This window comes from Microtetraspora malaysiensis (genome assembly GCF_050947145.1).
In the GTDB taxonomy this organism is placed as follows: Bacteria; Actinomycetota; Actinomycetes; order Streptosporangiales; family Streptosporangiaceae; genus Microtetraspora_A; species Microtetraspora_A malaysiensis.
In genome coordinates this window covers 2,478,187-2,500,895 of record NZ_CP191998.1, presented here as the reverse complement: position 1 = coordinate 2,500,895, position 22,709 = coordinate 2,478,187, and the positions used below count along the sequence as shown (strand labels likewise).

The window sequence follows — 22,709 nt, the reverse complement described above, 5'->3', positions numbered from 1 at the left end:
TCGGGACCGGCGACGAAGGATCATTGCTATGACGCTTCCCCGGCGACCAGCCCGGCGCTCTCCGCGCGCGCTGGTGAAGCTGGTCGTGATGACTCTCCTGCTGGGTGCCGCAATCGGAGCAGGCGTTTTCTTGGCGCTGGCACTGCTGTGGGATGCGCTGTGGGGCGATGGGCCGATGTTCCTGCCGGGCTAGCTTGTAGACGGTCCGCTCGTTTCACCGGGGATGATGTCCCAACCCCTGACTTTCTGCTTGCAACCGGAAGCCGGTCACGACATAGACGTCCCGGCGTCCTGCTCAAGAGGCAGGTGGGGACCGGTGCGGGTGGTCACGAGAAGGCGGTGTTGCCACTCCGCTGCTGTACAGCTATCTCTCAATCGCAGCTGTAGCCATCGTCACCCCAACAGGCATCGTCCGCTGTGACCTCGACTGTCATCCCCGGCTCTCGCCCCGCGGCGATCAGCACTCCTATGATCCGTCGGCCTACCTGCTTACGTAGATCAGAGTCGACTGCGCCGTCGGCCGACCATCCCGCCTGTTGAAACCTTTTCCAAACGTCCTGTTCGCCCAGCTTGGGAGTCAGCCGGACTTGCAACCAGGCTCCGTTGTTCGCTGAATCGCAACCGTTGAGCTCGTCGATGGAGAGGACCTGATCCGCGGGGAGCACGGTGCTGATGGCGTGGCGGAACAGCGCATTCTCTCGATTGGCGCGGTCAAGACAAAGCTTGGCTTCGTTGTCGACGCCTTCGCTCATGCAGCCGTTTATTCCGGCCAGCAGAAACACGACCCCCGCCAGCACAGAAAGTATCCTCACCGGCACAGGCCTCCAAAATCACGTCTGCGCCCTCCACGATCCGATGGTAGATGGGGTCATTCATTAAATGAGCTGCGCCGACGTACATACACCTGATCGTGCCCTTCGGTGGACCGGGTGCGGGCGGCGCTCGAGAGCGCATAGCTCAAGGGACGCACGACGGACCCGCATGCGGTGGATCGCCGCCGGCCGACCCGCGGACTGGCCGCCAGGCGAGATCTGCCACCTGGGCACCGATGATGTCATGGTCGCCTTCACCACCGAGTTCGCAGCCAAGGTGGGCGTTCCCGTCACCCGCTGATCGGAGTGATCGAGCCAGCAGCCGTCCCGACTGGTAGTCGGGGGCCGCCCGGGGGGACCTCACCCCCGGGCTCCCACAGAACCGTGCGTGACCGTCTCCCGTCATACGGCTCTTGTCCTTCGCCAGGGATATCGGCGATGGCCGGTCGGCCTGCTCATTGACCTCGCTGAGCGAACTCTTCGGGGGTCGTGCCGCCCGGGAAGCGGGTGACGAAGTCCAGGACGCCGACCCATGTCGGCCGGACGGCGATGCGCACCATTCTGATGCCGGGCCGGTCAACCGCGGCGATGTTCGCCGCTGCTTGTTCCTCGCCGCCATAGCGGCGCTGGGCGGCTGCGTATTCTTCGACGATGCCCTCGACGTCGGTGACTTCGGCTTTGCCCCGGATGAGGAGGACTGAGGGCGGGGTGGTGGCGGCGTCGATCGTGATGGCGATGTCGGGTCGGACCCGTAGGGCGTTGACCTTGGAGCCTCCGAACGTGGAGAGCACGACCTCGCTCCCGTTCCAGTGGAACAGCATGGGGAACACCCGTGGCGTTCCGTCCTTGGCCACGTAGGCGACGCGGGCCAGCTCGGTGGAGTGGAGCAGCCGTTGGGCCACGTCGGTTTCCAGCAGGCGGACATCGCCCTGAGGCAAGGCCATCGGGCCGTCGAGGCGCGTCATCGGGCGAGGACCGTGTCGAGGTTGTTCAGGCACAGGCCCCAGCCCTCGCGGAGCTCCGCTGCCGCGTGTTGATCGGGCAGGCCGCTGTGGGTGAGGACCACGCGGGTGACGCCGTCCCGCTCGCTGATTTCCAGGTCGCACCGCGATCCGGTGCCTGCCTCGCCCTCTTCGCCGTGCCAGATCCAGCCCAGACGCGAGGGGCGTTCCACAACCGTGTACGTAGCGGTTCCGGTGTACTCGACGCCCTCGGTGTCGCACATCACGACGCGCAGGTGTCCGCCGACTCGGAGGTCGACCTGGGCCTCAGCTGTGTCCCAGTCGGGGCCGGCGTGCCACCACTTCCTGATTACTTCGGGGTTGGTCCAGGCGTCGAACACGACGTCTGCGGGTGCCCGATAAGTGCGTTCGATGCGGACGGCGGTTGGCATGGCCGTGTCGGTCACGTTGGTCTGCTCCTTGTTGGCAAGGTGTTCCTCGACGGTGTCGAACATGCGCTCCCAGAGGGCGCGCTGGCGGTCGACCCAGCTGACGGTGTCGATGAGGGCCGCCGGGTTCAACGCAAGCCGGTGGGTGCGGCCGACGACGTGGCGGACGATGATGCCGGCTTCTTCGAGGATCTTCAGGTGCTTGGTGATCGTCGGTTTGGAGACGCCCAGGTCTGAGGTCACTTCGCCGACCGTCGCGGGGCCATTGCCCAGACGTTCGATCATCCTGCGCCGGATCGGGTGGGCCACGGCCCGGAACGGATCGTTCACCATATGGCTAACAGTACACCATTTGACTAACCGTGATCAATGCGCCTATTCGGCATCGTCGAGATCGACCCGCGGCGGCCGCTTCTGGCCCATCGCCACGGCCAGGGTGCGTTTCGCGATCTTCAGGGTCGGTTTGATGTAGATCATCCATGTGGATGAGGACCGCCCGAAGCGTCATGGCCAGCCTGATCGACGGGGAGTGGGCGCGGCTGGAGCCGCTGCTGCCGAAGTGTTCGCGACCGCGCCCACCGACTTCAGCGCCGGGACCGCATGAGAGAGCGTGTGCCGTGATCACGCGACTGGGTGCCGGAGGCGCCGCTGGCAGACAAACCTGGAAGTGTCAGTTCTCTCGGGCATCATTGCCGCATGATCAACGACGATTTGGTGTTCGAAGCGGTGCGCGCACGGGTGGAGACAGGTGACTACCTTGATCAGAGAACCGGGCTGCCAGGTGTCGACACCGAGGGAGGTGGAGCATTCAAGCACGCCCCCGACGGTCGGCTACAGCGGCTGTACTGGCGCGGCACCCCTGAATACCGTGCCGCCCACGCCGCTGGCCGGTTCGTGCCGCTACCGCCTTTGATGCCGGCCTCGGTTGAAGCGGTGAACGAGTGCGAAGCGCTCCTCGGACACCCACTGCCACCCCTGTTGCGCCGCTGCTATCTCGAACTGGGTGACGGAGGCTTCGGCCCTGCCTATGGTTTCGAACCCCTGCAAAGCATCCTCAGCGACTATCGAATGCAACAGCAGAACTGGCCCGAACCATGGAAGCCAAAGGCCAAGGCCCTGCTGCTGGTGTGCCACTGGGGGTGTGGAATTGCCTCTTACGTCAACTGCGGAGACCCGAGTGCCGGGATGTGGGCGATCGACCCTAACCCCGCCCCGAGTGACAACTTCCATGTGTCGCTGTTTCCCCAGCCTCTGAGTTTCACCGAGTGGCTGCATCGTTGGACCGAAGGCACTCTTCACCAGCCGTGGCTCGTCCAGGATGAAAAGACCGGAGAATGGCGGGGAGCAACTGATACCGAGACTGGCGCTGCGATGGAGTCCATTTAATAGGTGGATTTCGCCTGAGGCACGCCACAATCGCTGAGACGATGGACACCTACGGCCACCTGCGCCCTGACGATGAAGATCTGGGCAGAGGTGCAGTCGAAATCATGATCGCCGCGGCGCAGGCGGAACAGCGCCGGAACAGCGGGACCTGACCTGATCATAGACGCAGGTCAGAGACGTTAGAGGCGGACGAGTCGGCCTGTAGGCCGGGTTCTGTGGCCGGCTTTCGCCGACCGGCGGCCATCCATCTAGGACCGCCGTTGCCGGCGGCCTCAAGCGGTCTACCCGCGCGGCTCGGGCGGGCAGCCCTCAAACGTCGCGCGCGGGACGCTCCTCGCGGAGCGTCCCTTCTTGACCTTGCTCCAGGTGGGGTTTACCGAGCCGCCCACGTCACCGTGGGCGCTGGTGGTCTCTTACACCACCCTTTCACCCTTACCCCCGCGAAGGGGGCGGTCTGCTCTCTGTGGCACTGTCCCGCGGGTCACCCCGGGTCGGTGTTACCGACCACCTCGCCCTGTGGAGCCCGGACCTTCCTCGGCGGGACCCTGCGCGAACGCGGGACCCCGACGCGGCCGCCCGGCCGGCTCGTCCGCCGTGCGTCCAAGCCTAACGGCCTCCCAAGCACTGTCCAACTCGACGGCAAACGCCCGGGGCTCCCGGCAGCGCGTACGGCTCAGCCCAGGTGGGCGGTGTCGTTGAGCGCCCGTACGACGGCGGGGCCGTCGGCGTAGTAGTCGATGGCCGACAGGCACGCCACGTCGAGGTGCATCCGGTAGAGGGATTCCGGAGGGGCCATGAGCGCGAAGCGGAGCAGCAGCTTGATGGGGGTGACGTGCGAGACGACGAGCACGGTCTTGCCCTCGTGCTCGGCGACGATCCGCTCCCTGGCGTGCTCGACCCGTCGTCCCGCCTCCGTGAAGCTCTCGCCTCCGGGTGGGGCGATCGAGGGGTCGCCGAGCCACGCGGTCAGCTCGGCCGGCCAGTCCCGCTGGATCTCGGTGAACGTGTGCCCTTCCCAGGCGCCGAAATCGGCCTCTCTGAGATCCCGCTCGACCCGCACCGGCACGCCGGTACGCGCCGCGACCGCCTCGGCCGTCTGCCGGGCCCGCGCGAGCGGGGAGCTGACGATCACGTCGATCGCGTACGGCTCGCGCGCGAGGCGGAGCGCGGCGGCCTCGGCCTGGGCGAGACCGCGGGAAGTGAGCGAGGGGTCCCCCACCCCGGAGAAGCGCTTCTCCACCGACAGCGGCGTCTCGCCGTGCCGGAGCAGCAGGAACGACGTAGCGACCCGGGTGGGGCGGGCCATCCAACCGGTGCCCTCGCCACGCTCCCGCCGTACGTCAGCGGAGGCGACGGACGGCCCGGGAGCCGGGGCGGTGGGCGCCGCGAGGGAGGCGGCGGGCTCGGGCGCGCTCTCCACCTCGAAGGCCGGCTCAGGCGCGGCGGCCTCGTAGGCGACTCGGGCGGAAGGCTCGGGCTCGGCGGCGGGACGGACAAGCTCGGCCAAGGGCGCCGCGACGCCGGTGGACTCCCACTTCAGGCCTTTGGCGGCGGCGTCCATGGCCTCGTTGGCGAGGCGGTCGGCGTGCTTGTTCCGTTCGCGCGGGATCCACGTCCAGGTGACGCGGAGCCGCCGGGCGATGCCGCCCGCTTCGAGCGCGAGCGGCCGCAGGCCCTCATTCTTGATCTTCCAGCGGCCGGCCATCTGCTCGATGACGAGCTTGGAATCCATCCGCACCTCGATGGAGGCGCCCTCGCCGCCGAGGGCCAGCGCGGACGAGAGCCCCGCGATCAGGCCGCGGTACTCGGCGACGTTGTTGGTCGCGGTGCCGATCGCCTCGGCGGTCTCGGCGAGCACCTGGCCGTCGGCGTCCTTCACCACGGCGCCGTATCCCGCCGGGCCCGGGTTGCCCCGGGATCCGCCGTCGGCCTCGACGACGAACCTCACAGGCCGGACTCCGCGGTACGGACCAGGATCCGGCGGCACTCCTCACAGCGGAGCACCTCGTCGTGGGCCGCCGCCCGGATGCGGTTGAGTTCGGCGATGGACAGGGTGGTCCGGCAGCCGAGGCAGCGCCCGCCGTGCAGCATGGCCGCGCCGACCCCGAACTGCTCGCGCAGCTTGCCGTACAGCGCCAGCAGGTCGTCGGGGATGCCGGAGGCGATCGCGGGACGGCGGTCCTGCAGCTCGGCCGCCTCCTTGTCGATCTCGGCGAAGGCGGCGTCGCGCCGCTCCTCGGCGGCGGCCAGCGTCGCGGCGGCCTCGTCGCGCCGCACCTTGAGGTCGGCGACCTGGGCGTCGGCGGCCTCGCGGCGCTCCATGATCTCCAGCACGACCTCTTCGAGGTCGCCCTGGCGGCGGTCCAGCGAGGCGATCTCCGACTGGAGGCTCGCCAGGTCCTTGGGCGAGGTCACCTGGCCGGAGTCGAGGCGCTTCTGGTCGCGGTCGATCCGGACCCGGACCGCCTCGACGTCGGCCTCGGCCTTGGCCTGCTCCCTGGCGAGGTCACCGGCCTCGGTCTCGGCGGCGATGGCCTGGGTGGCGGCACGGGCGAGGCTCTTGGAGAGCTCCTCGATCTCGGCGAGCTCGGGCAGGGTGCGGCGGCGGTGCCGGAACCGGTCAAGACCCGCGTCGAGCTCCGCCAGGTCGAGCAGACGCTTCTGTGCTTCGGGTGCGGCCTTCATCGCAGATCCTCAAGGTGCTCGCGGGGGCGATTACGGTGTCGTCGACGTCCACGCGTCGGTGACGATGCGGGAGACGCGCGCCTCAACATTAATGCCCCTCGCCGCCAGGGCGGACGTCAGACGCTCGGCGGCGTCGGCCAGCCACGGCCACTCGGTCGCCCAGTGGGAGGCGTCGATCAGGGCCGGTCCTCCCTCGGCCTCCATGAACTCGCTCGCCGGGTGGTGGCGCAGGTCGGCGGTGAGGAACACGTCGGCCCCCGAGGCGCGGGCCGCCCCGAGCAGGGAGTCGCCCGCGCCCCCGCTGACCGCGACGGTGACCACCGGGCGCTCGGGGTCGCCCGCCACCCGCAGCGGCCCCGCCGTACGGGGCAGGCCGGAGGCGGCGCGCTCGGCGAACTCGCGCAGCGGGACCGGGGACGGCAGCGTCCCGATCCGGCCGAGGCCGCGGCGCGGGTCGTCGGCGGAGGGTCGCAGCGGGCGCAGCTCCCCGGACAGGCCGACGGCGCGGGCCAGCGCGTCGGAGACCCCGGGATCGGCGACGTCGGCGTTGGTGTGCGCGGTGTAGAGGGCGACGTCGTTCCTGATCAGCCGGTGGATCACGCGGCCCTTGAACGTGGTGGCCGCGACGCTGGTCGTGCCCCGAAGGTAAAGAGGGTGGTGCGTTATGATCAGGTCCGCACCGTACTCGAGCGCCTCGTCCACGACGACCGCGACGGGATCGACAGCGAAGAGGATCTTCCTCACCGGCTGGGCGGGATCACCGCACACCAGCCCGACCGCGTCCCAGGACTCCGCCCAGGCGGGGTCGTACAGCGTCTCCATCTCGGCAACGACATCCGCAAGCACAGGCGCAGACTACCGCCGGCGGCGTCTCCCCGAGATCACGGCGGTCTCCGGCCGATCTCGGGACGGCGGAACGGAAGCGGTGAGTGTAACGTCCGAAAGACACCATCTAGAAGGGACTCCAGGATGCCGGCTCGGGATCTGCACAGGGACGCTGTCGTCGCCGACACCCACAACGACCTACTCATGGCCGTCTCGGCTCGGCCGCCGCACCAGTGGGCCTCCTTCTTCCGGCAGCAGTGGCTGCCGCAACTCGTCGAGGGCGGCGTGGACGTGCAGGTCCTCCCGGTGTTCATCGACAGCGAGTTCCGTCCCGAGGGGTCGCTCCGCCAGACGCTGCGCATGATCGAGTGCGCGCACGTGCTGGCCGAGGGCAACCCCGACTCCGTACGGCTCTGCTACGACGGCGACCAGATCGACGAGGCGCTCGCGCTCGGCCGGATCGCCCTGGTCCTGGCCATGGAGAGCATGCCCGGCATCGACGACAGCGTCGAGCTCATCCCGACCGTGCACCGGCTCGGCGTGCGGGTCGCGTCGATCGCCCACTGGGGGCGTACTCCCCTGGCCGACGGCAGCGGCGAGGACGCCACCGGGTCGCGGCTCACCGAGGCGGGCGTCGAGGCCGTCCAGGAGATGGAGCGGCTCGGCATGATCTTCGACGTGTCGCATCTCGGGGCGTCCGGGGTGGCGCACGTCCTGGAGATCGCGACCCGGCCGGTCATCGCCACGCACTCCTCGGCCCGCGCGCTGCGCGACCACCACCGCAACCTCACCGACGAGCAGCTTCGCGGGATCGCCGCGACCGGTGGCGTGATCTGCGTCAACTTCCTCGCCGCCTTCCTCGCGGAGGACGCGCGTTCGGTCACGATCGATCACCTGGTGGACCACATCGAGCACATCGCGGGCGTCGCGGGCATCGACCACGTGGGGCTCGGCCCTGACTTCATCCGCGAGGTGTACCGGGACCTCACCCCGCCCTGCTGCGAGGGGAGCAGCAGCGGGCTCGACACGGACGCCGCCATCCCCGGCCTGGACGGGCCGCGCGGCATGCCCCTGGTCACCGAGGGGCTGCTCAAGCGCGGCTTCTCCGAGGACGAGATCGTCAAGGTCCTCGGCGACAACGTGATGCGCCTGTTCCGATCGGAGCTGGGACGCGGCCGGTGAACCTGGAGGCCATGCTGGCCGATCTGGAGGAGCTCGTCCTGTGCGAGTCGTACTCCTCCAACCACGCGGCGGTGGAGCACAGCGCCAAGGCCGTGGCGGCGCAGGGGACGCGCCTCCTGGGCGCGGAGCCCGAGACGATCGTGATCGACGGCGTCACCCACCTGAAGTGGACGTTCGGCACGCCCCGGGTGCTGCTCCTCGGCCACCACGACACCGTGTGGCCGATCGGCTCGCTGCGCGCGCATCCGTGGTCGGTGGTCGACGGGGTGGCGCGCGGGCCGGGGGTCTTCGACATGAAGGCGGGACTCGTGCAGCTCTTCCACGCCCTGGCCTCGCTGCCGTCCCTCGACGGGGTGTGCGTGCTGGTCGTGGGCGACGAGGAGCTGGGGTCCCCGACGTCCCGGCCGCTCATCGAGTCGGTCGCGGCGGGCTGCGCGGCGACGTTCGTGCTGGAGGCGAGCGCCGGCGGCGGCGCGCTCAAGACGGCGCGCAAGGGCGTCTCCCGCTACGAGCTGCTCGTGTACGGCAGGGCCGCCCACGCCGGCCTCGAACCCGAGCGCGGCGCCAACGCCGGGGTCGAGCTGGCGCACCAGATCCTGGCGATCACCGAGATCGCGCACCGGGTGGAGTCCTCGTCCGAGGCGGGCATGGTGTCGGTCACACCCACGCTGCTCTCGTCCGGGACGAGCACGAACACCGTCCCGGCGACCGGCCGGGTGGCGATCGACGTCCGGGTGCCGGACCTCGCGGCGCAGCGGCGGGTGGACGAGCTCATGCGCGCGCTCACGCCGCGGCTCCCGGACACCCGGTTGGAGCTGCACGGCGGCCCCAACCGCCCGCCCCTCGACCCCGCGTCGTCGGCCGCGCTGTTCGCCCGTGCCGTACGGCTCGCGGACGATCTCGGAATGGGGCCGCTGCGCGGCGCCGCCGTCGGGGGCGCCTCCGACGGCAACTTCACCGCCGGCGTCGGCTGCCCCACTCTGGACGGCCTGGGCGCGGTCGGCGGCGGCGCGCACGCCGCGGACGAGCACGTGATCGTCGCGGAGATGCCGGTACGCGCGCGGCTCGTCGCGGCCCTGGTCGGCTCGATGCTCGCGGAGGCCGCCGCGTGAGCGGGGAAGGGGCCGTAAGCGAGGAAAGCGGCCTGGGCGGGGAAAGCGGCCTGGGCGGGGAAAGCGGCCTGGGCGGCGAACTCGCCGCGTGGGCCGCCGCCGGGGAAGCGGCGGCGCGCTGCGGCGTCCGGGTCCGCGACCTGGACGAGATCGCGGACTTCGAGCGGGTGCTCGGGCTGTTCGACGAGATCTGGCACCCGGACCCCGCCACCCCGCCCATCACGGTGGAGGTCATGCGGGCGCTGTCCCACGCGGGCAACTACGTGGCGGGCGCGTTCGACGGCGACCGGCTGGTGGGCGCCTCCGCCGGGTTCTTCGCCGCGCCCGCGGGCGAGGTGCTGCACTCGCACGTCACCGGCGCGGTCCGGCGCGGCGCGGGCTTCGCGCTCAAGCTGCACCAGCGGGCCTGGGCGCTGCGGCGCGGCCTGACCCGCATCACCTGGACCTTCGACCCGCTCGTACGGCGCAACGCCCATTTCAACCTGACCAAGCTGGGCGCCCTCCCCGAGGAGTATCTGCCCGAGTTCTACGGGCCGATGGCCGACGTCGTCAACGCGGGCGACGAGTCCGACCGTGTGCTCGCGGTGTGGCGGCTGGACGCGCCCCACGTCGTACGGGCGTGCGGGCGGGAGCCGTACCTGCCGGCGGTTCCGCGGGGCGCGGTCGAGGGAATCTCGCACGAGGGCGGACGGCCGGTCGCCCGGGCGGTCGAGGGTCCGGCGGTTCTCGTCGCCGTCCCCGAGGATGTCGAGTCGCTCCGCCGCGCCGATCCCGCGGAGGCCGGGGCGTGGCGGCTCGCCGTACGCGAGGTCCTGGGCGGTCTCATGGCCGGCGGCGCGCGGGTGACGGGGTTCTCCGGCGGCCGCTACGTGGTACGTGTCGAAGGGGAAGAGGCGGGGAAACCATGAGGGCCGATATCCCGGTCTGAGCCCGTTCCGCACCCCGAGCGGACCCTCCCGAGAGAGACGTTTGCCCAGTTTTGGCGTCAAATCTCCCTCCCAACCCCAGAACCTGACCTACTGTGATCATCTGGTCACAGGGGGATCGGGTGAGCGTTTGGCACGGATGGTCGATACGGACACGCCTCACGGTGGTGTCGGGCGTCGTCATGGCGCTGCTCTGCACCATCGCGTCGGTGTTCATCCTGATGGCCGTCCGCGGCAGCGCCACGGACTACCGCCAGCAGCAGCTCGTCGCCGACGCCGTACGGGTCGTGCAGGAACTCCGGCGCAAGGGCCCTCCAACCAGCATCCCCGACCCCGGCGAGGCCGCCATCCAGCTCTACAACCCGGTCGGGACGCTGGTGGCCGCGACCGCGGACGTGAAAGGCGGGCCCCCACTCGGCGACTTCGGCACCCCCGACATCGACACCTACGCCATCAGGCACGTGTGCGACATGCCGTCGTTCCCCGGCGAGTGCAGGATGGTGCTGGCCTTCCCGATCGACCTGGCCAACGGCGTCTGGTGGCTCTACGCCGCCAACCCCGAGGTGCCGTGGTACGTCAGCGGTCCGCTGCTCGGCTCGCTCGCCGGAGGCTCGCTCCTGCTGGTTCTGCTGACGGCGCTCGGCGCGTACCGCACGGTCGGCACGACGCTCGCCCCCGTGGACGCGATCACCGACAAACTGGCGAAGATCACCTCGAGCGATCTCAGCCAGCGGGTGCCGGTGCCCCACTTCCACGATGAGCTCAGACGACTCGCCGTGACCGCGAACCAGACGCTGGACCGGGCCGAGTCCGCGGTGGACCGGCAGCGCCGCTTCGCCTCCGACGCCTCCCACGACCTGCGCAGCCCCCTGACGGCCATGCGCGCCGAGGTCGAGGAGGCCATGCTCCACCCGGACGAGACCGACTGGCAGGAGACGGGCAAGGCGCTGCTGGAGAGCCTGGACCGGCTCCAGAACCTGGTCACCGACCTGCTGCAGATCGCCAGGCTGGACGCCGGCGCCCCCGGGAGGAACGACCCGGTCGACCTGTCCGAGCTGGTCACGGGCGAGCTCGACCGCAGGACGCGCAAGGTCACGGTGAACCGGCGGCTCACCCCCGGCGTGGTGATCCGAGGCGACCGGCTCCGCCTGGCCCGCCTGCTGACCAACCTTCTCGACAACGCCGAGCGCCATGCCGAGCACGAGGTGACGCTCGTGGTCGAACGCCAGGGGAACACGGCCGTGATGGAGGTCGTCGACGACGGCGGCGGCGTCCCGCCCGAGCAGCGAGAGGTGGTGTTCCAGCGCTTCGCCCGGCTCGACGCCGCGCGTAACAGGGACGCCGGGGGCACCGGGCTCGGCCTGCCCATCGCCCGGCAGATCGCCGAGACCCACGGCGGCTCGCTGACGCTGGAGGACTCCCCCAAGGGCGCCCGGTTCGTGCTGCGGATCCCCCTGCCCGGCTGAGTCAGCCGGGTTCCCGGAAGGAGATGACCGTGGGCAGCGGCGTCTTGAGCGCCTCGGCGACCGCGTCGCCCAGCTCCTCCGGACGGTCGGCCACCCGTCCGCATGCGCCGTAGGCCGCGGCCAGGGTCATCAGGTCCGGGGCGTGCAGATCGACCCCGACCGGCGGCATCCCGCGCCGCCGCATCTCGTCCCTGATCTCGCCGAAACCGCCGTTCACCGCGACCACGATCGGCAGGCTGAGCCGCAGCTCGACAGCGGTGGCGAGCTCCTGCACGCTGAACTGCAGCGCGCCGTCGCCCGCCAGCACCACGACCGGCCGGTCCGGCCGGCCGACCTTGGCCCCGATGGCCGCGGGCAGCGCGAACCCGAGCGTGCCGTACCCGGCGGGGAAGAGGAACCGGCCGGGCGGGTCCATCGGCATCCCGACGATCGCGCCGTGGTAGCTCATCATCGAGTTGTCGCCGACCACGACCGTGTCGGCCGGCATCGCCTCGCGCAGCGCGGCGAGCTGCGGGGCCCACCGCCGGGCCACCTCGCGCAGCTCGGCGTCGCGCTCGCGCTCCACCCGGTCGTCCGGCGCGGGCGCGTCCCCCGTCTCCGGCACCCGGCCGGCCAGCCCCTCAAGGGCGAGAGCGGCGTCGGCCAGCACCGGCACGTCCGCCACGTGGTCGCCGTACATCTGGGCGGGGTCCACGTCCACGCGGATCAGCGTGCCGGGGAGGACGAAGCGGTCCTCCCACAAATCCGCCGGGCCGAGCTCGGTGCCGACGGCGAGCACGACGTCGCAGGAGGCCAGCCAGCGCCGCACGCCGGGCAGCCGCAGGGTCGCGCCGAGGCACAGGTGGTGGCTCTCCGGGACGGAGCCCTTGCCGTTCACCGTGGTGACCACGCGCGCCCCGGTGCGCTCGGCCAGCCGCATGGCGAGCCGCCCGGTGACCGGCTCGTCGTCGCCGGGCCGCTGCGCGCCGCCGCCGAGGACGATCGCGGGCCGGCGCGCCCCGCGCAGCAGCCGGGCGGCCCGGTCGAGCGCGGCCGGGTCGGGCACCCGCGGCATCAGCCGGTACGGCCCGGCCAGGTCGGCGCTCCCCCGGCGTTCGAGCAGGTCGGCGGGTACCTCGACGTGAACGGGGCGGGGGCGGCCCTCGGCGAACGAGGCGAACGCGCGGCCCACCGCGGCCGGGATCTCGCGGATGGACGTGACGCGGTGGCTCCACGCGCAGAGCGCGTCCAGGGCGCCGGACTGGTCCTTGCTCTCGTGCAGGTAGCCGCGCCCCAGGCGGGGGTGGTCGCTCGGCACCCCCGGCGAGAGCAGCAGCACAGGTGTGGAGTCGGAGTACGCCTGGGCGAGCGCCGCCGCCGCGTTGACGACGCCGGGGCCGGTGGTGGTGAGCGCGACGCCGGGCCGTCCGGTGACCCGGGCGTACCCGTCGGCGGCGTATCCGGCGCCCTGCTCGTGGCGGGGGGTCACGCAGGAGACGCCACCGCGGGCCAGTTCCTCGTAGACGGCCAGGTTGTGCGTGCCGGGGATGCCGAAGACCGTGTCCACACCGTGCGTCCGCAACGCGGCGACGAGCACCTCCGCCCCCGTGGCTTCCATCTCCACCCCACTCGGATTTCGACGCCAGGGCTGGTACGTGCGCATCGTATCTTCGAGTTACTGCACCGTGACAGAGGACCGCATTTCCGGCCCATCCGGATATAAAGGTATGAGGTGGAATAAATATCTCAGCGGATCACGGCGTTGGGATCGGGCCGGCCGCTCAACAGGTTGACGACGGAATCCACCGCCTGGCGGACCATCCGCTCCATCGACTGTTTCGTGTGCGACGCGATGTGCCCGGTGACGTACATGCGGTCGCCGAAATCGTTCAGCAGGTCCTTGGCGACGCTCGAATCCTGGTAGTAGCCGTCGAAGACCGCCATCGCGAGCCGCCCTCCGGCGAGCGCGTCGCGCAGCGCCTCGGGATCGACGATCGAGGCCCGCGCGGTGTTGACCAGGATCGAGCCGGGACGGACCCGCGCGAGGACGCGGCGGTCGATCAGCCCGGCGGTCTCGGCGTTGCCGCCGACCATGACGACGAGGACGTCGCTCCACTCGGCCAGCTCGGCGAGCTGCCGGAACCGCACCCCGAGGGTCATCTCCAGGCCTTCTTTGCGGGTGCGGTTGTAGTAGGAGACCCGGCAGTGGAACCCGAGCCGCAGGATGCCGGCGATGCGGGCGCCGATCTGCCCCAGGCCCACGATGCCGATCTTCTTGCTGGCCAGCTCGTCGGGCAGCTCCTCGGCCCCTGACCAGTGCGGATAGACGGTGCCGAGATGCCGGGGGATGCGCCGGCTCGCGTTGATGATCTGCCCGACGGTGAACTCCGCCACGGCGTCCGGCGTCCGATCCGGCGTGTTGGTCACCACGATGCCGCGCCGGCGGGCCGCCGCCACGTCGATGAAGGTCTCGTAGCCGATGCCCAGGAACGCGATGACCCTGAGCCCGCCCGCGAGCTCCAGCACCTCCTCCGAGACGATCTCCTCGCCCCCGTGCAGGTAGGCCACCGCGTCCGTCAGCTCGTCCCGCAACGCCTGCGCCGTCGGCGTCTCACCCCGCCCGATGGACACCACCTGGCAGCCCAGGCCGTGCAGGGGAGCGAGGAGCCGCTCGTCGATGCCCGCACCGCTCACCACGATCTTCGCCGTGCCGACCGCGGCCCCCGCGAGCGCCATCTCACTACCTGCGACATCCACGGCGGATACGTGCTCGCTCGTCCGCATTTGAGACATGATCAGGTCTTTCGGGGTAAATGGCGGGCATTTCGGATTTTCGACACGGCCGCCCTTCTCGCGTAGACCCGCCGGAACGGATTCGGCGCGTCGGGAAACCCGAAATACCACAACGGTGCTGGCCTCCCCAAGTGTAGGTCCGGCCAGGGACGCAGTCTCTTCCGGCCGCGATGGAATCACTCTTGACTTATTGTTGAAATGGAATTCAGCGGTAAGAATGGCAGCCATCCGTGCCGGACGATGTCCCCCGGCCGGATCTTCGTGGCGAGGGGGACCCATGAAACTTCAGCCGCGCCAGCAGCTCATGGAGCTCTGGGAGGCCGCCGCACGCACTTCCTACCAGGACAGGCAGTGGGTCTGGGGCGGGCGCGACGGCGCCAACTCGATCGCGGACGCCGAGCAGCTCCTGTGCCTGATGTACCCCGCGGCGGAGCTCCCCGGCTTCCGTCTCGACACTCCCGACGAGACCGCCGACGACGTGCTGAACGCGCTGGACGTGCTCGGCGACAGCGTCGAGATCCCCCGGCTGCTCCTGCGCCTCTTCACGCAATACCTGCGCACCTACACGTACGAGGACGGCCGGCCGGACTTCTCCGGCGGCAGCTACTTCCAGCCCGGCGCGCCCGGCGACGAGATCACCGCCGACCAGCGCGCGATCGACGTCGTCGACTCCTACTCCATGTCGATCACGCTCATGCTGAGCATGCTCGGCTTCCTCAGGGTGTTCCGCCAGAGCGTGCGGCGCGAGGGCATCCGCCGGGAGATCCGCGAGCTGGAGGCCCTGGCCGGCGACCGGCTCTCCGCCGCCATGGTGGGGATGCTGCGCAGCTTCTCCGTCAACGCCTTCGAGCCCTCGTCGCCGCAGGGAGAGGCGCTGCTGCGCACCGCCAACCAGACGGGCGCGCCCAGACGGCGCGTCCTGGACGACTTCCAGAAGCAGCTCCAGGAGGTCCGCGCCGGACTGCGCGACCTCACCATCGGGTCCGGCGTCGTCGACCTCGACAACCCCAATCTGTTCTTCGAGTGCGGCTGGTCCTGGAGCGTCGTCAAGGACGCCCCGACCGTCGAGACGAACCTGGAGGTCGGCCAGCAGCCCAAGGGCGTCGCGGCCGACACGCCCTATCTCTACTTCACCGTGAACGCCCTGGTCGGCCTCGTCGACCTGTGGTCCGAACGCACCCGGGTCCTCGGCCTGCTCAACGACGACCAGCAGAAGCTCGCCACCGCGCTCCAGCGCCGCTGGGACCTCACCCAGGCCTACTGGCGCACCGTCGCCACATACGGCAAGGGCCGCTGGCCGCTGGAGGACATCCCTTGGCGGACCACCGACGGCAAGGAGTCCGACTACTACAGCCTCGGCGTCACCGCCATGGTCGTGCAGTACCTCGCCCGCAGCAGGGCGGGCGACGTGGACCTCAACCGGGTCGCCGGCATCCTGGAGGAGCTGGCGATGCGGGCGCGCATCATCCGCAGGGCGGTCCCGGGCGACCCGCCGGTGGCACTGCACACGCCGGGCGTCCGGGTGAACCTCCACGGCAGCGACGAGCTCGGGCCCCAGATGATCTGGGTCGTCTCCGACTTCGCCATCACGCTGCTCAAGCGGACGATCTGGGTCTCCAACGTGGCGCAGAGCTCGCGTACCAGAGAGCGGCTGCACAACCTCGCCGACCAGATCTGGCAGCACATCCAGGCCCGCCAGTTCGCCAGCGGCGTCCACAAGGGCCTGTGGGATCAGCCGGCGAACGCCTTCCCCGACATCGGCCTCCGGTACGAACAGCCCTCGTGGTACTTCACGGAGCGGGTCGTGGAGTTCCTCGTGTCGCTGGCCCAGGCCTCGGGCGAGCCTCCGCTGCGCAGCTCCCAGCTCTTCGAGATCGCCGGCGAGATGCTGAGCGAGGCCGAGCACCTCCTCAGCAGGGAGCAGGTGCTGCGCCCCGCCCTCCCCGGGCAGCACCTGCGCTCCAGCGTCAGCGGCGTCCAGGCCGCGCTGCAGCGCGCCCGCGCCATCATGGGTGAGCGTCCGGGGAGCGCGATCGCGCTGATCAGCGACGCCCTGCTCGAACTCGAACGCCAGGCGACCGCGCGCGAGAACGCCTCGGAGGCGATGTAACGATGCTCGTGTTCGCCATCTCCGACAAGGGCGGCACCGGCCGCTCGGTCACGAGCAGCAACATCGTCTACCGCCGCGCGCTCCAGGGCAGCGACGTGTGCTATCTCGACTTCGACTTCGGCTCGCCCACCGCCGGCGCGATCTTCAGCGTCAGCTCGGTGGCGCGTGGCACCACCCAGGGCGGGATGCACCGCTACTTCGAGGGCCGGATCGCCGACCCGCACCGCATCGACATCTGGGCCGAGACCGACCGCGAGGGGCTGCGCGCCAAGCCGCCCGGAGCCGGTCAGATGGTGCTCTTCCCCGGCGACGAGGGCGGCGGCGAGTTCTCCACGGTGAGCGAGGAGATGCTGCTGCGCTGCGTCCGGCTCTTCACCCGCCTGGAGGAGGAGTTCGACCTGTGCCTGGTCGACCTCAGCGCCGGCCGCTCGTTCGCCGCCCAGATGGCGCTCGCCGCCACCGCGCGGCTGCCCGGGGTGCCCTTCCGCTGGCTCGTCTTCCACCGGTGGACCCGCCAGCACATCATCGCGGCCCACGGCCTCGTCCAGGGCAGACAGGGCCTGCTCGCGGCGGGTGTGGATCACGGTCACGACGGGGAGACCCTCGCCGACCACATCCGCTTCGTCCGCACCGCCGTGCTCGAACCGGACGCCGCCGAGCTCGAGGGGCTGCGCGAGACGCAGAAGGCGTGGCTGAACGAGTGCGACCGCGAGCTGCGCGAGCTGGCCCGCCGGTACGGCGTGGGCCGGACGTCGATGCTCGGCAAGATCCCGCTCGACCCGGTGCTCCAGTGGCGCGAGCAGCTCATCTCCGACGAGGACGTGCTGTCCAGCCAGATCGCGAACGCCGAGACGGTCGCGGCCTTCGACGACCTGGCCAAGAAGATCGTCGACGACAGCGCGTGGGAGGCCCTGTGACGCCGGCGTACGCCGCGTTCGGCGAGGTAGAGGCGGAGCGCAGGGTCGCCTCCGCCCCGCTGTCGCATGTGTCCATCGAGCTGGGCCACCTCTACATGGAGGACTTCCAGGCCGGGCCGGAGCGGCTGAGGGAGCAGTTCCGGCAGGTCGCCCCGTGGGCCGAGACCATGCGGGCGAGCTGGCGGGCCCGGGTGCCCGGCGGCCGGGCCAGGGTGAGCACCTGCTTCCTGATCGACGACTACTTCAGCAGGTTCAGCACACCGTCCGAGCTGGTGCCGATGGTGCTGGAGGCGGCGGCCGAGTGCGACCTGACCATCGACTACCTCGCCCGCGAGTCCGCCTGCGCCGAGGCCGACGGCGTGAAGCTGGCCCGGCTGGTGGAGGATCGGCTGGTCACCGACCCGCCTCCTGGCACCGACGGCTCGCGCCCGCCGGTCACCGAGACCGGCTGGCTCTGCAACGGCGCCAGGTCCCCGTACGGCGGCGCCGTACAGGCCATGGGGTCGGCCCGGGGGTGGGAGCCGCCGGCGCAGAACGCCAAGCGGCGGCACTCAATCTTCGTCGACGTCGAGCTGTGGGACAGCGACAGCCGGGGCCGCACCTGGTCCTGTCCGTTCCTGGCCGCGGTGTGGCAGCTCCTGCGGCTGGGCCTGATCCGCAACGACGGTGAGCTGCCGGTACGCCCGGTGCCGCGCGGGCCGTCGTTTCCGGCGAACTGGGACGAGCTCCCGGCGATCGTCCAGCTCAACCCGGCCGCGGCCCCGTTCAGCGCGTACACGACGCTGTCGGTGCTGTCGACGCGCTTCCTGCCGGTGGAGCTGGCGGTGCGGACGATCCTCAGCCAGGTCTTCGTGGACGCGGCGGTCCTGCGGCAGGTGGCCGACCGCAGCGGCGGCGAGAGCATCCCCCTGCCGGACGAGCTCGTCGATCGCATCTCCTACATCTTCCTGGGGGCCTGACCACCGGACCCGTGATCGGAGCGCACATGCTGGTGATGGGGGAAGTCCGGACCGGGCTCCTGCAGAACTCGGGGGAGATCCCCGAGTCGCTGTGCCAGGGCGTCCTCGGGCTGCTCTCCGGCGAGCGGGTGCGGACCTCGCGCCGCCCCATCGTGTACGCGGTGTCGCCCGACCAGCTCACCGGGGTGGACTGCCGGCTGGCGTCCGCGTCACGGGCGAGGGTCCGGGGGGTCGGGACGGTGCTGTCGCGGGCGTCGGTGACCGGCGGGCGGGTGCTCCAGGGGTCCTCGCACATCCAGGTGGCGCGCGCCGAGTCCGACCACCGTCTGTCGTGGTCGCACTACCTGGCGCGGCCCGGCGTGATCGAGGTGTTCGGCAAGGTGCGCGTCCCCGATCTGGCGGACGGCTTCGCCGACAGCGGCGGGTGGAACGACTGCCTGGACCTCGGCAGCGTGGGCGAGCGGTTCATGGACGTCGTGCAGGCGTCCCCGCTGCTGGACAGGAAGGCGCCCTTCCGCAGCGCGCGGACGCGGCTGCGCTGGGTCGCGGTGGCCGAGGAACCGGGCCGGGAGGGCCCCGGCATCCGGTTCACGCTGGGCCGCGACCGGGTGCGGACGCTGCGCCTGGTCCTGCCGGACGGGTTCACCCCCGATGTGGTGGACTTCTGCGAGGACCTGGCGCTGCACGACTGGCTGCTGACCACCCTGCTGGTGATCGTCGAGAGGGCCAGGGTGGGCACGGCGACGCGGGCGGAGGTCACCGCCAAGCTGGCCCCGGCGGTGGACCACCTGCTGCACCTGTGGATGCCGGCGGCCCGGCTGGACGACGACTTCGCCCCGCTCTGGGAGGCGCTGGAGCGGCGTCCCGGTTTCACCCGCCAGTGGCAGTCACTGGTCGCGCGCGTACGCGACCAGGTCGCGATCAACACGTTGGCTCTGCTGAGGGAGGCGGGCGGGTGGTAGGTGCCCATGCCAGGTAGGACGAGGCTCTCTGCCGAGATCATCCCCCGCACCCTCCGAAAGGTTCTCATCACCGCGGCGGTCGGGGTGCCCACATACTTCCTCACCAACGACAACGGGCCGGCCTTCAACCGCGAGCACTCCGCCTGGGCGCTGGTGCTGACCGTGTTCATCAGCGCCGTCGTCTTCCTGACGCAGTACCTCATCGAGGTCGACAAGCAGCTTGAGGCGACCCGCCTCGAGATGATCACCGGTCTGTCGCGGATCACCAAGGCGACCGAGCTGTTCAACCGGGTGGAGGCGTCGGCGGTGCAGACCGACGTGATCACACAGTTGGTGAGCAACGCCACCCGGGTGGACAAGGAGATGCCGGCGCTGGTGCAGGCGTTCGCCCAGTCGGAGATCGCGCGGATCTCGACGCTGCTGCGGGAGCTGAGCGAGGGCAACGTCATCTATGAGGGCGAGGACCGCGACTGGCTGCTCGGCCTGACCCGGAACACCCAGCACACCCTCGACGCCCTCAGCCTCAACGTGGTGGACCAGGGGCCGAGCGAGTTCGACGGCGGGTTCTGGACGACGGACGCGGGCCAGCGCTACCTGGAGGCCCAGCGCGACCGGCTCCGGGCCGGGGTACGGATTCGTCGGATCTTCTTCGTGGACCGCACCGAGCGGGTGGAGTCGGAGATGTTCCGCCGGATCTGCAAGATGCACACCGAGATCGGGATCGAGGTGCGCATCCTCACCCCGGAGGACCTGTCCAGTCCGCTGGGGCTGCTCGACTTCATCATCTTCGACGACGACGTGAGCTACGAGATCACGCCGTCCGCGCCGCAGGTGGGACAGATCACCACGCACACGTTCGTGCACACCCTGCTGGTGCTGGAGCCGCCCCGGGTGCGGCAGCGGATCGAGCGGTTCAAGGAGCTGTGGGAGCAGGCTTCGGAGCCGTCCTGAGCGGGGTGAACGCGCGGTCCGGGCGGCAGATCTCCAGACTCCGCGCGATCTCCTCGTCGGCGCGGCCGTCCAGCACGGCCGTGACCAGCTCGGCGGTGGCCGGGGCGAGGGTGATGCCGAGGCCGGCGTGGCCGGTCGCCGCCACCAGCCTGCGGTGGTCGTCGACGTACCCGATGATCGGGATGTGGTCGGCGCTCGCCGGGCGCAGCCCCGCCCAGTGGCGCTCGACCGGCCAGTCCGCCACGGCCGGCATGAGCGTGGCCGTCCAGCGGGCGATCTCGTCGCGGCCGGCGGCGGTCGGGGTGGGGTCGCCCACACCCTCCTCGTAGGTGACGCCGACGGCGAGCCGCCCGTCGTGCCGGGGCACCAGGTACGGATAGCCGGTGCGGCCGTCGGAGGTGATCTCGGCGAAGACGTGGTGGCGCAGCGGGTAGGTCGTGAAGCCGGGGCGGCGCACGTTGTACGCCTCGCCCTTGATCGGCAGCATCACGGCGTCGAGGGCGGGCAGCAGCAGGCCGCTGAGGTGCCCGGCGGCCACGATGACGGTCTCGGCGTGGATCGTCTCGCCGCCCCGCAGCTCGACGCGCGCGCCGCCGGGGCCGGACGCCACCCGCAGGGCGCGGGCCTCGAGCCGCACGGCGACACCGGCGCGCTCCATCGTGCGGCGCAGCGCGCCCATCAGCTCGCGCGGGTCGAGGGCCAGCTCGTCCGGCAGCAGGAAGCCGCCGACCACCGCCTCGCTGAGGAGGGGTTCGAGCTTCCGGGCCTCGGCGGCGGTGAGCTGCTCGACCGCGAACGGCGACGCCTCCCACAGGGGCAGGATCTCCGTCTCCAGGCGGGTCATCTCCTCGTCGTCGAGGGCCACCTGGATGTCGCCGCCGTCCAGCACCGGGACCTCGACACCGGAGATCTCGGCCAGCTCGGCCAGCCACGCCGGGTAGAGGTCGCGGCTGTGCTTGATGACGGGGCTCAACCGGCCGAGGCACGAGCTCTCGGTCTGGGTGAGGATGCCGCCCATCGCGGCGTCCGAGGCCCCGAGGCCGAGCTGAGACGCCGCCTCGACGAGGACGACGCTCCGGCCCTGTGACCTGATCCTGTGCGCGATCGCGCATCCGATGACTCCGCCGCCGACGATCGCGACTTCACAGGTCTCACGCACGCAAGCTCCCCATGCTTCGCCGTTTCCGGGTTCCACAGTAGGTGAGGTCAGGACGTTCAAGAAGGTCACACACGCGTGCCCCATAGGAACTTTATCGCGAAAGAATCTTGTGAGTAGGGCAAACGCGCACGATTGCCGAAGTGTCCCGTTTGCACCGCTGTCGGATGGCTCGTACAACTCGAAGGAGGCCGGCGGAAGCACCGGGAGAGGGGCGCGGATGAGCAGAACCGTCGTCGTCACAGGTGGAGCCTCGGGGATCGGCCGGGCGCTGGCCCGCGAGCTGGTCGCGCGGGGCGCGCATGTGACGGTCGCCGACGTCCGGAACGCCGAGGAGACGGCCGCCGAGCTCGGCTGCGCCCACGCCGTCCTCGACGTGACCGACGCGGGCGCGGTGCGGGACCTGTTCGCCGCCGTCCGGGACGAGCACGGCCGGCTCGACTACGTGTTCAACAACGCCGGGATCGCGATCGGCGGGTACGCGGACGAGATGACGCTCGACCACTGGAACGCCGCGATCGACGTCAACCTGCGCGGGGTGGTGCACGGGGTCCACGCGGCCTACCCGATCATGGTGCGGCAGGGCTTCGGCCACATCGTGAACACCGCCTCCCTCGCCGGGCTCACCCCGGCGCCGCTGATGGCCCCCTACACGGCGAGCAAGCACGCCGTCGTCGGCCTGTCGCTGGCGCTGCGCGCGGAGGCCGCCGCCAGGGGCGTCCGGGTGAGCGTCGTCTGCCCCGGTTTCGTGGACACCCCGCTGCTCGATCACGCCAATCCGGACCTGCCGCCGACGGAGGTCGGCGAGCAGGCTCGGAGGGCCGCGGTACGGGCGCAGGGGCGGCTCTACCCGGTGGACGCGCTGGTCCGCGACATCCTGCGTGGGGTGGCCCGGAACCGCGCGCTCATCGTGGCGCCCGCATCGGCCCGGCTCGTCTGGCGGCTGGTACGGCTGTCGCCCGCGCTGGCCACGCGGGCCGCCGGCCTCGCCGTACGGCGGGCGCGGTGGCAGAGCGGGCGGTAGCCGGAGCCCGCGGTACACGAACCGGTCGAACCCGGCGGAGTGCCGCTGGGACGCCCCTCCGAGCGGGGGCGCGG

Annotated in this window: 22 protein-coding genes and 1 other RNA gene; 13 read left to right on the top strand and 10 right to left on the bottom strand. The window is 70.9% G+C overall.

The genetic code is table 11. The annotated features are described in order from the left end of the window. The first annotated feature begins 28 nt into the window (after nt 1–28). The gene (locus ACQP1V_RS12075) at nt 29–193 is read left to right on the top strand and encodes a hypothetical protein (protein ID WP_433422052.1); all 165 of its coding nucleotides are present in this window, start codon (nt 29–31) and stop codon (nt 191–193) included. Nucleotides 194–371: 178 nt separating this feature from the next. On the opposite strand, the gene ACQP1V_RS12070 is transcribed toward ACQP1V_RS12075, so the two are convergent. Then, nucleotides 372–797 (bottom strand): hypothetical protein, encoded by a 426-nt coding sequence (locus ACQP1V_RS12070; protein ID WP_433422050.1) that lies wholly within the window; start codon nt 795–797, stop codon nt 372–374. A gap of 184 nt (nt 798–981) precedes the next feature. On the opposite strand from ACQP1V_RS12070, the gene ACQP1V_RS12065 reads away from it, so the two are divergent. After that, nucleotides 982–1,113: a hypothetical protein gene (locus tag ACQP1V_RS12065; protein ID WP_433422048.1), complete on the top strand. Its 132-nt coding sequence runs from the start codon at nt 982–984 to the stop codon at nt 1,111–1,113. Nucleotides 1,114–1,267: 154 nt separating this feature from the next. Here the strand turns inward: ACQP1V_RS12065 and ACQP1V_RS12060 are convergent, their stop codons facing one another. Then, nucleotides 1,268–1,777, bottom strand: a complete 510-nt coding sequence (locus ACQP1V_RS12060) for a pyridoxamine 5'-phosphate oxidase family protein (RefSeq protein WP_433422045.1) — start codon at nt 1,775–1,777, stop codon at nt 1,268–1,270. Beyond that, a complete protein-coding gene (locus ACQP1V_RS12055) occupies nt 1,774–2,535 on the bottom strand; it encodes a metalloregulator ArsR/SmtB family transcription factor (protein WP_433422042.1) in 762 nt (253 codons plus the stop codon). The genes ACQP1V_RS12060 and ACQP1V_RS12055 overlap by 4 nt, the downstream gene beginning before the upstream one ends. A gap of 363 nt (nt 2,536–2,898) precedes the next feature. Between ACQP1V_RS12055 and ACQP1V_RS12050 the strand changes: the two genes are divergently transcribed. Further along, nucleotides 2,899–3,588, top strand: a complete 690-nt coding sequence (locus ACQP1V_RS12050; protein WP_433422039.1) for an SMI1/KNR4 family protein — start codon at nt 2,899–2,901, stop codon at nt 3,586–3,588. Between the two features lie 186 nt (nt 3,589–3,774). Here ACQP1V_RS12050 and rnpB read toward each other — a convergent pair. The 4 genes from rnpB to ACQP1V_RS12030 all read right to left on the bottom strand — a co-directional run bounded on the left by rnpB (nt 3,775) and on the right by ACQP1V_RS12030 (nt 7,119). Beyond that, an RNA gene (gene rnpB / locus ACQP1V_RS12045) (RNase P RNA component class A) lies at nt 3,775–4,176 on the bottom strand. Nucleotides 4,177–4,261: 85 nt separating this feature from the next. Continuing rightward, entirely contained in the window at nt 4,262–5,536 is a 1,275-nt protein-coding gene (locus tag ACQP1V_RS12040) for a bifunctional RNase H/acid phosphatase (protein ID WP_433422036.1), read from the bottom strand. Beyond that, the gene (locus tag ACQP1V_RS12035) at nt 5,533–6,273 is read right to left on the bottom strand and encodes a zinc ribbon domain-containing protein (protein ID WP_067131061.1); all 741 of its coding nucleotides are present in this window, start codon (nt 6,271–6,273) and stop codon (nt 5,533–5,535) included. Before ACQP1V_RS12035 ends, ACQP1V_RS12040 begins: the two co-directional genes overlap by 4 nt. Before the next feature lie 30 nt (nt 6,274–6,303). Further along, on the bottom strand, nt 6,304–7,119 hold the full coding sequence (locus tag ACQP1V_RS12030; protein WP_433422033.1) for a Nif3-like dinuclear metal center hexameric protein: 816 nt from the start codon (nt 7,117–7,119) through the stop codon (nt 6,304–6,306). Nucleotides 7,120–7,242: 123 nt separating this feature from the next. Between ACQP1V_RS12030 and ACQP1V_RS12025 the strand changes: the two genes are divergently transcribed. From ACQP1V_RS12025 to ACQP1V_RS12010, 4 genes are all read left to right on the top strand, one after another. Further along, nucleotides 7,243–8,280 (top strand): dipeptidase, encoded by a 1,038-nt coding sequence (locus tag ACQP1V_RS12025; RefSeq protein ID WP_433422030.1) that lies wholly within the window; start codon nt 7,243–7,245, stop codon nt 8,278–8,280. Further along, a complete protein-coding gene (locus ACQP1V_RS12020; RefSeq protein ID WP_433422027.1) occupies nt 8,277–9,392 on the top strand; it encodes a M20/M25/M40 family metallo-hydrolase in 1,116 nt (371 codons plus the stop codon). Before ACQP1V_RS12025 ends, ACQP1V_RS12020 begins: the two co-directional genes overlap by 4 nt. After that, a complete protein-coding gene (locus tag ACQP1V_RS12015) occupies nt 9,389–10,300 on the top strand; it encodes a GNAT family N-acetyltransferase (protein WP_433422025.1) in 912 nt (303 codons plus the stop codon). The genes ACQP1V_RS12020 and ACQP1V_RS12015 overlap by 4 nt, the downstream gene beginning before the upstream one ends. A 140-nt stretch (nt 10,301–10,440) precedes the next feature. Continuing rightward, nucleotides 10,441–11,784 carry an ATP-binding protein gene (locus tag ACQP1V_RS12010; protein ID WP_387412468.1) on the top strand — a complete coding sequence of 448 codons (1,344 nt, stop codon included), beginning with the start codon at nt 10,441–10,443 and terminating at the stop codon, nt 11,782–11,784. Nucleotide 11,785: 1 nt separating this feature from the next. On the opposite strand, the gene ACQP1V_RS12005 is transcribed toward ACQP1V_RS12010, so the two are convergent. Next, complete coding sequence (locus tag ACQP1V_RS12005; protein WP_387412470.1) at nt 11,786–13,381, bottom strand: thiamine pyrophosphate-binding protein; 1,596 nt, start codon at nt 13,379–13,381, stop codon at nt 11,786–11,788. Nucleotides 13,382–13,509: 128 nt separating this feature from the next. Continuing rightward, the gene (locus tag ACQP1V_RS12000) at nt 13,510–14,547 is read right to left on the bottom strand and encodes a 2-hydroxyacid dehydrogenase (protein ID WP_433422020.1); all 1,038 of its coding nucleotides are present in this window, start codon (nt 14,545–14,547) and stop codon (nt 13,510–13,512) included. A gap of 286 nt (nt 14,548–14,833) precedes the next feature. Here ACQP1V_RS12000 and ACQP1V_RS11995 point away from each other — a divergent pair, with 286 nt between their 5' ends. Genes ACQP1V_RS11995 through ACQP1V_RS11975 form a run of 5 tightly spaced genes read left to right on the top strand, consistent with a single transcriptional unit; the run spans nt 14,834 to nt 20,455 of the window. After that, entirely contained in the window at nt 14,834–16,666 is a 1,833-nt protein-coding gene (locus ACQP1V_RS11995) for an SCO2524 family protein (RefSeq protein WP_433422017.1), read from the top strand. A 2-nt stretch (nt 16,667–16,668) separates the two neighbouring features. Continuing rightward, nucleotides 16,669–17,583 (top strand): SCO2523 family variant P-loop protein, encoded by a 915-nt coding sequence (locus ACQP1V_RS11990; protein WP_067131048.1) that lies wholly within the window; start codon nt 16,669–16,671, stop codon nt 17,581–17,583. Then, nucleotides 17,580–18,542 carry an SCO2522 family protein gene (locus ACQP1V_RS11985; RefSeq protein WP_433422014.1) on the top strand — a complete coding sequence of 321 codons (963 nt, stop codon included), beginning with the start codon at nt 17,580–17,582 and terminating at the stop codon, nt 18,540–18,542. The genes ACQP1V_RS11990 and ACQP1V_RS11985 overlap by 4 nt, the downstream gene beginning before the upstream one ends. Before the next feature lie 11 nt (nt 18,543–18,553). Then, a complete protein-coding gene (locus ACQP1V_RS11980) occupies nt 18,554–19,504 on the top strand; it encodes an SCO2521 family protein (RefSeq protein ID WP_387412478.1) in 951 nt (316 codons plus the stop codon). 6 nt (nt 19,505–19,510) lie between these two features. Further along, nucleotides 19,511–20,455, top strand: a complete 945-nt coding sequence (locus ACQP1V_RS11975; RefSeq protein WP_387412480.1) for a hypothetical protein — start codon at nt 19,511–19,513, stop codon at nt 20,453–20,455. On the opposite strand, the gene ACQP1V_RS11970 is transcribed toward ACQP1V_RS11975, so the two are convergent. Further along, nucleotides 20,418–21,614 (bottom strand): NAD(P)/FAD-dependent oxidoreductase, encoded by a 1,197-nt coding sequence (locus ACQP1V_RS11970; protein WP_067131039.1) that lies wholly within the window; start codon nt 21,612–21,614, stop codon nt 20,418–20,420. The two genes, ACQP1V_RS11975 and ACQP1V_RS11970, sit on opposite strands and share 38 nt — an antisense overlap. Nucleotides 21,615–21,831: 217 nt before the next feature. On the opposite strand from ACQP1V_RS11970, the gene ACQP1V_RS11965 reads away from it, so the two are divergent. Next, nucleotides 21,832–22,635 (top strand): SDR family NAD(P)-dependent oxidoreductase, encoded by an 804-nt coding sequence (locus ACQP1V_RS11965; RefSeq protein WP_433422009.1) that lies wholly within the window; start codon nt 21,832–21,834, stop codon nt 22,633–22,635. Nucleotides 22,636–22,709 lie beyond the last annotated feature (74 nt).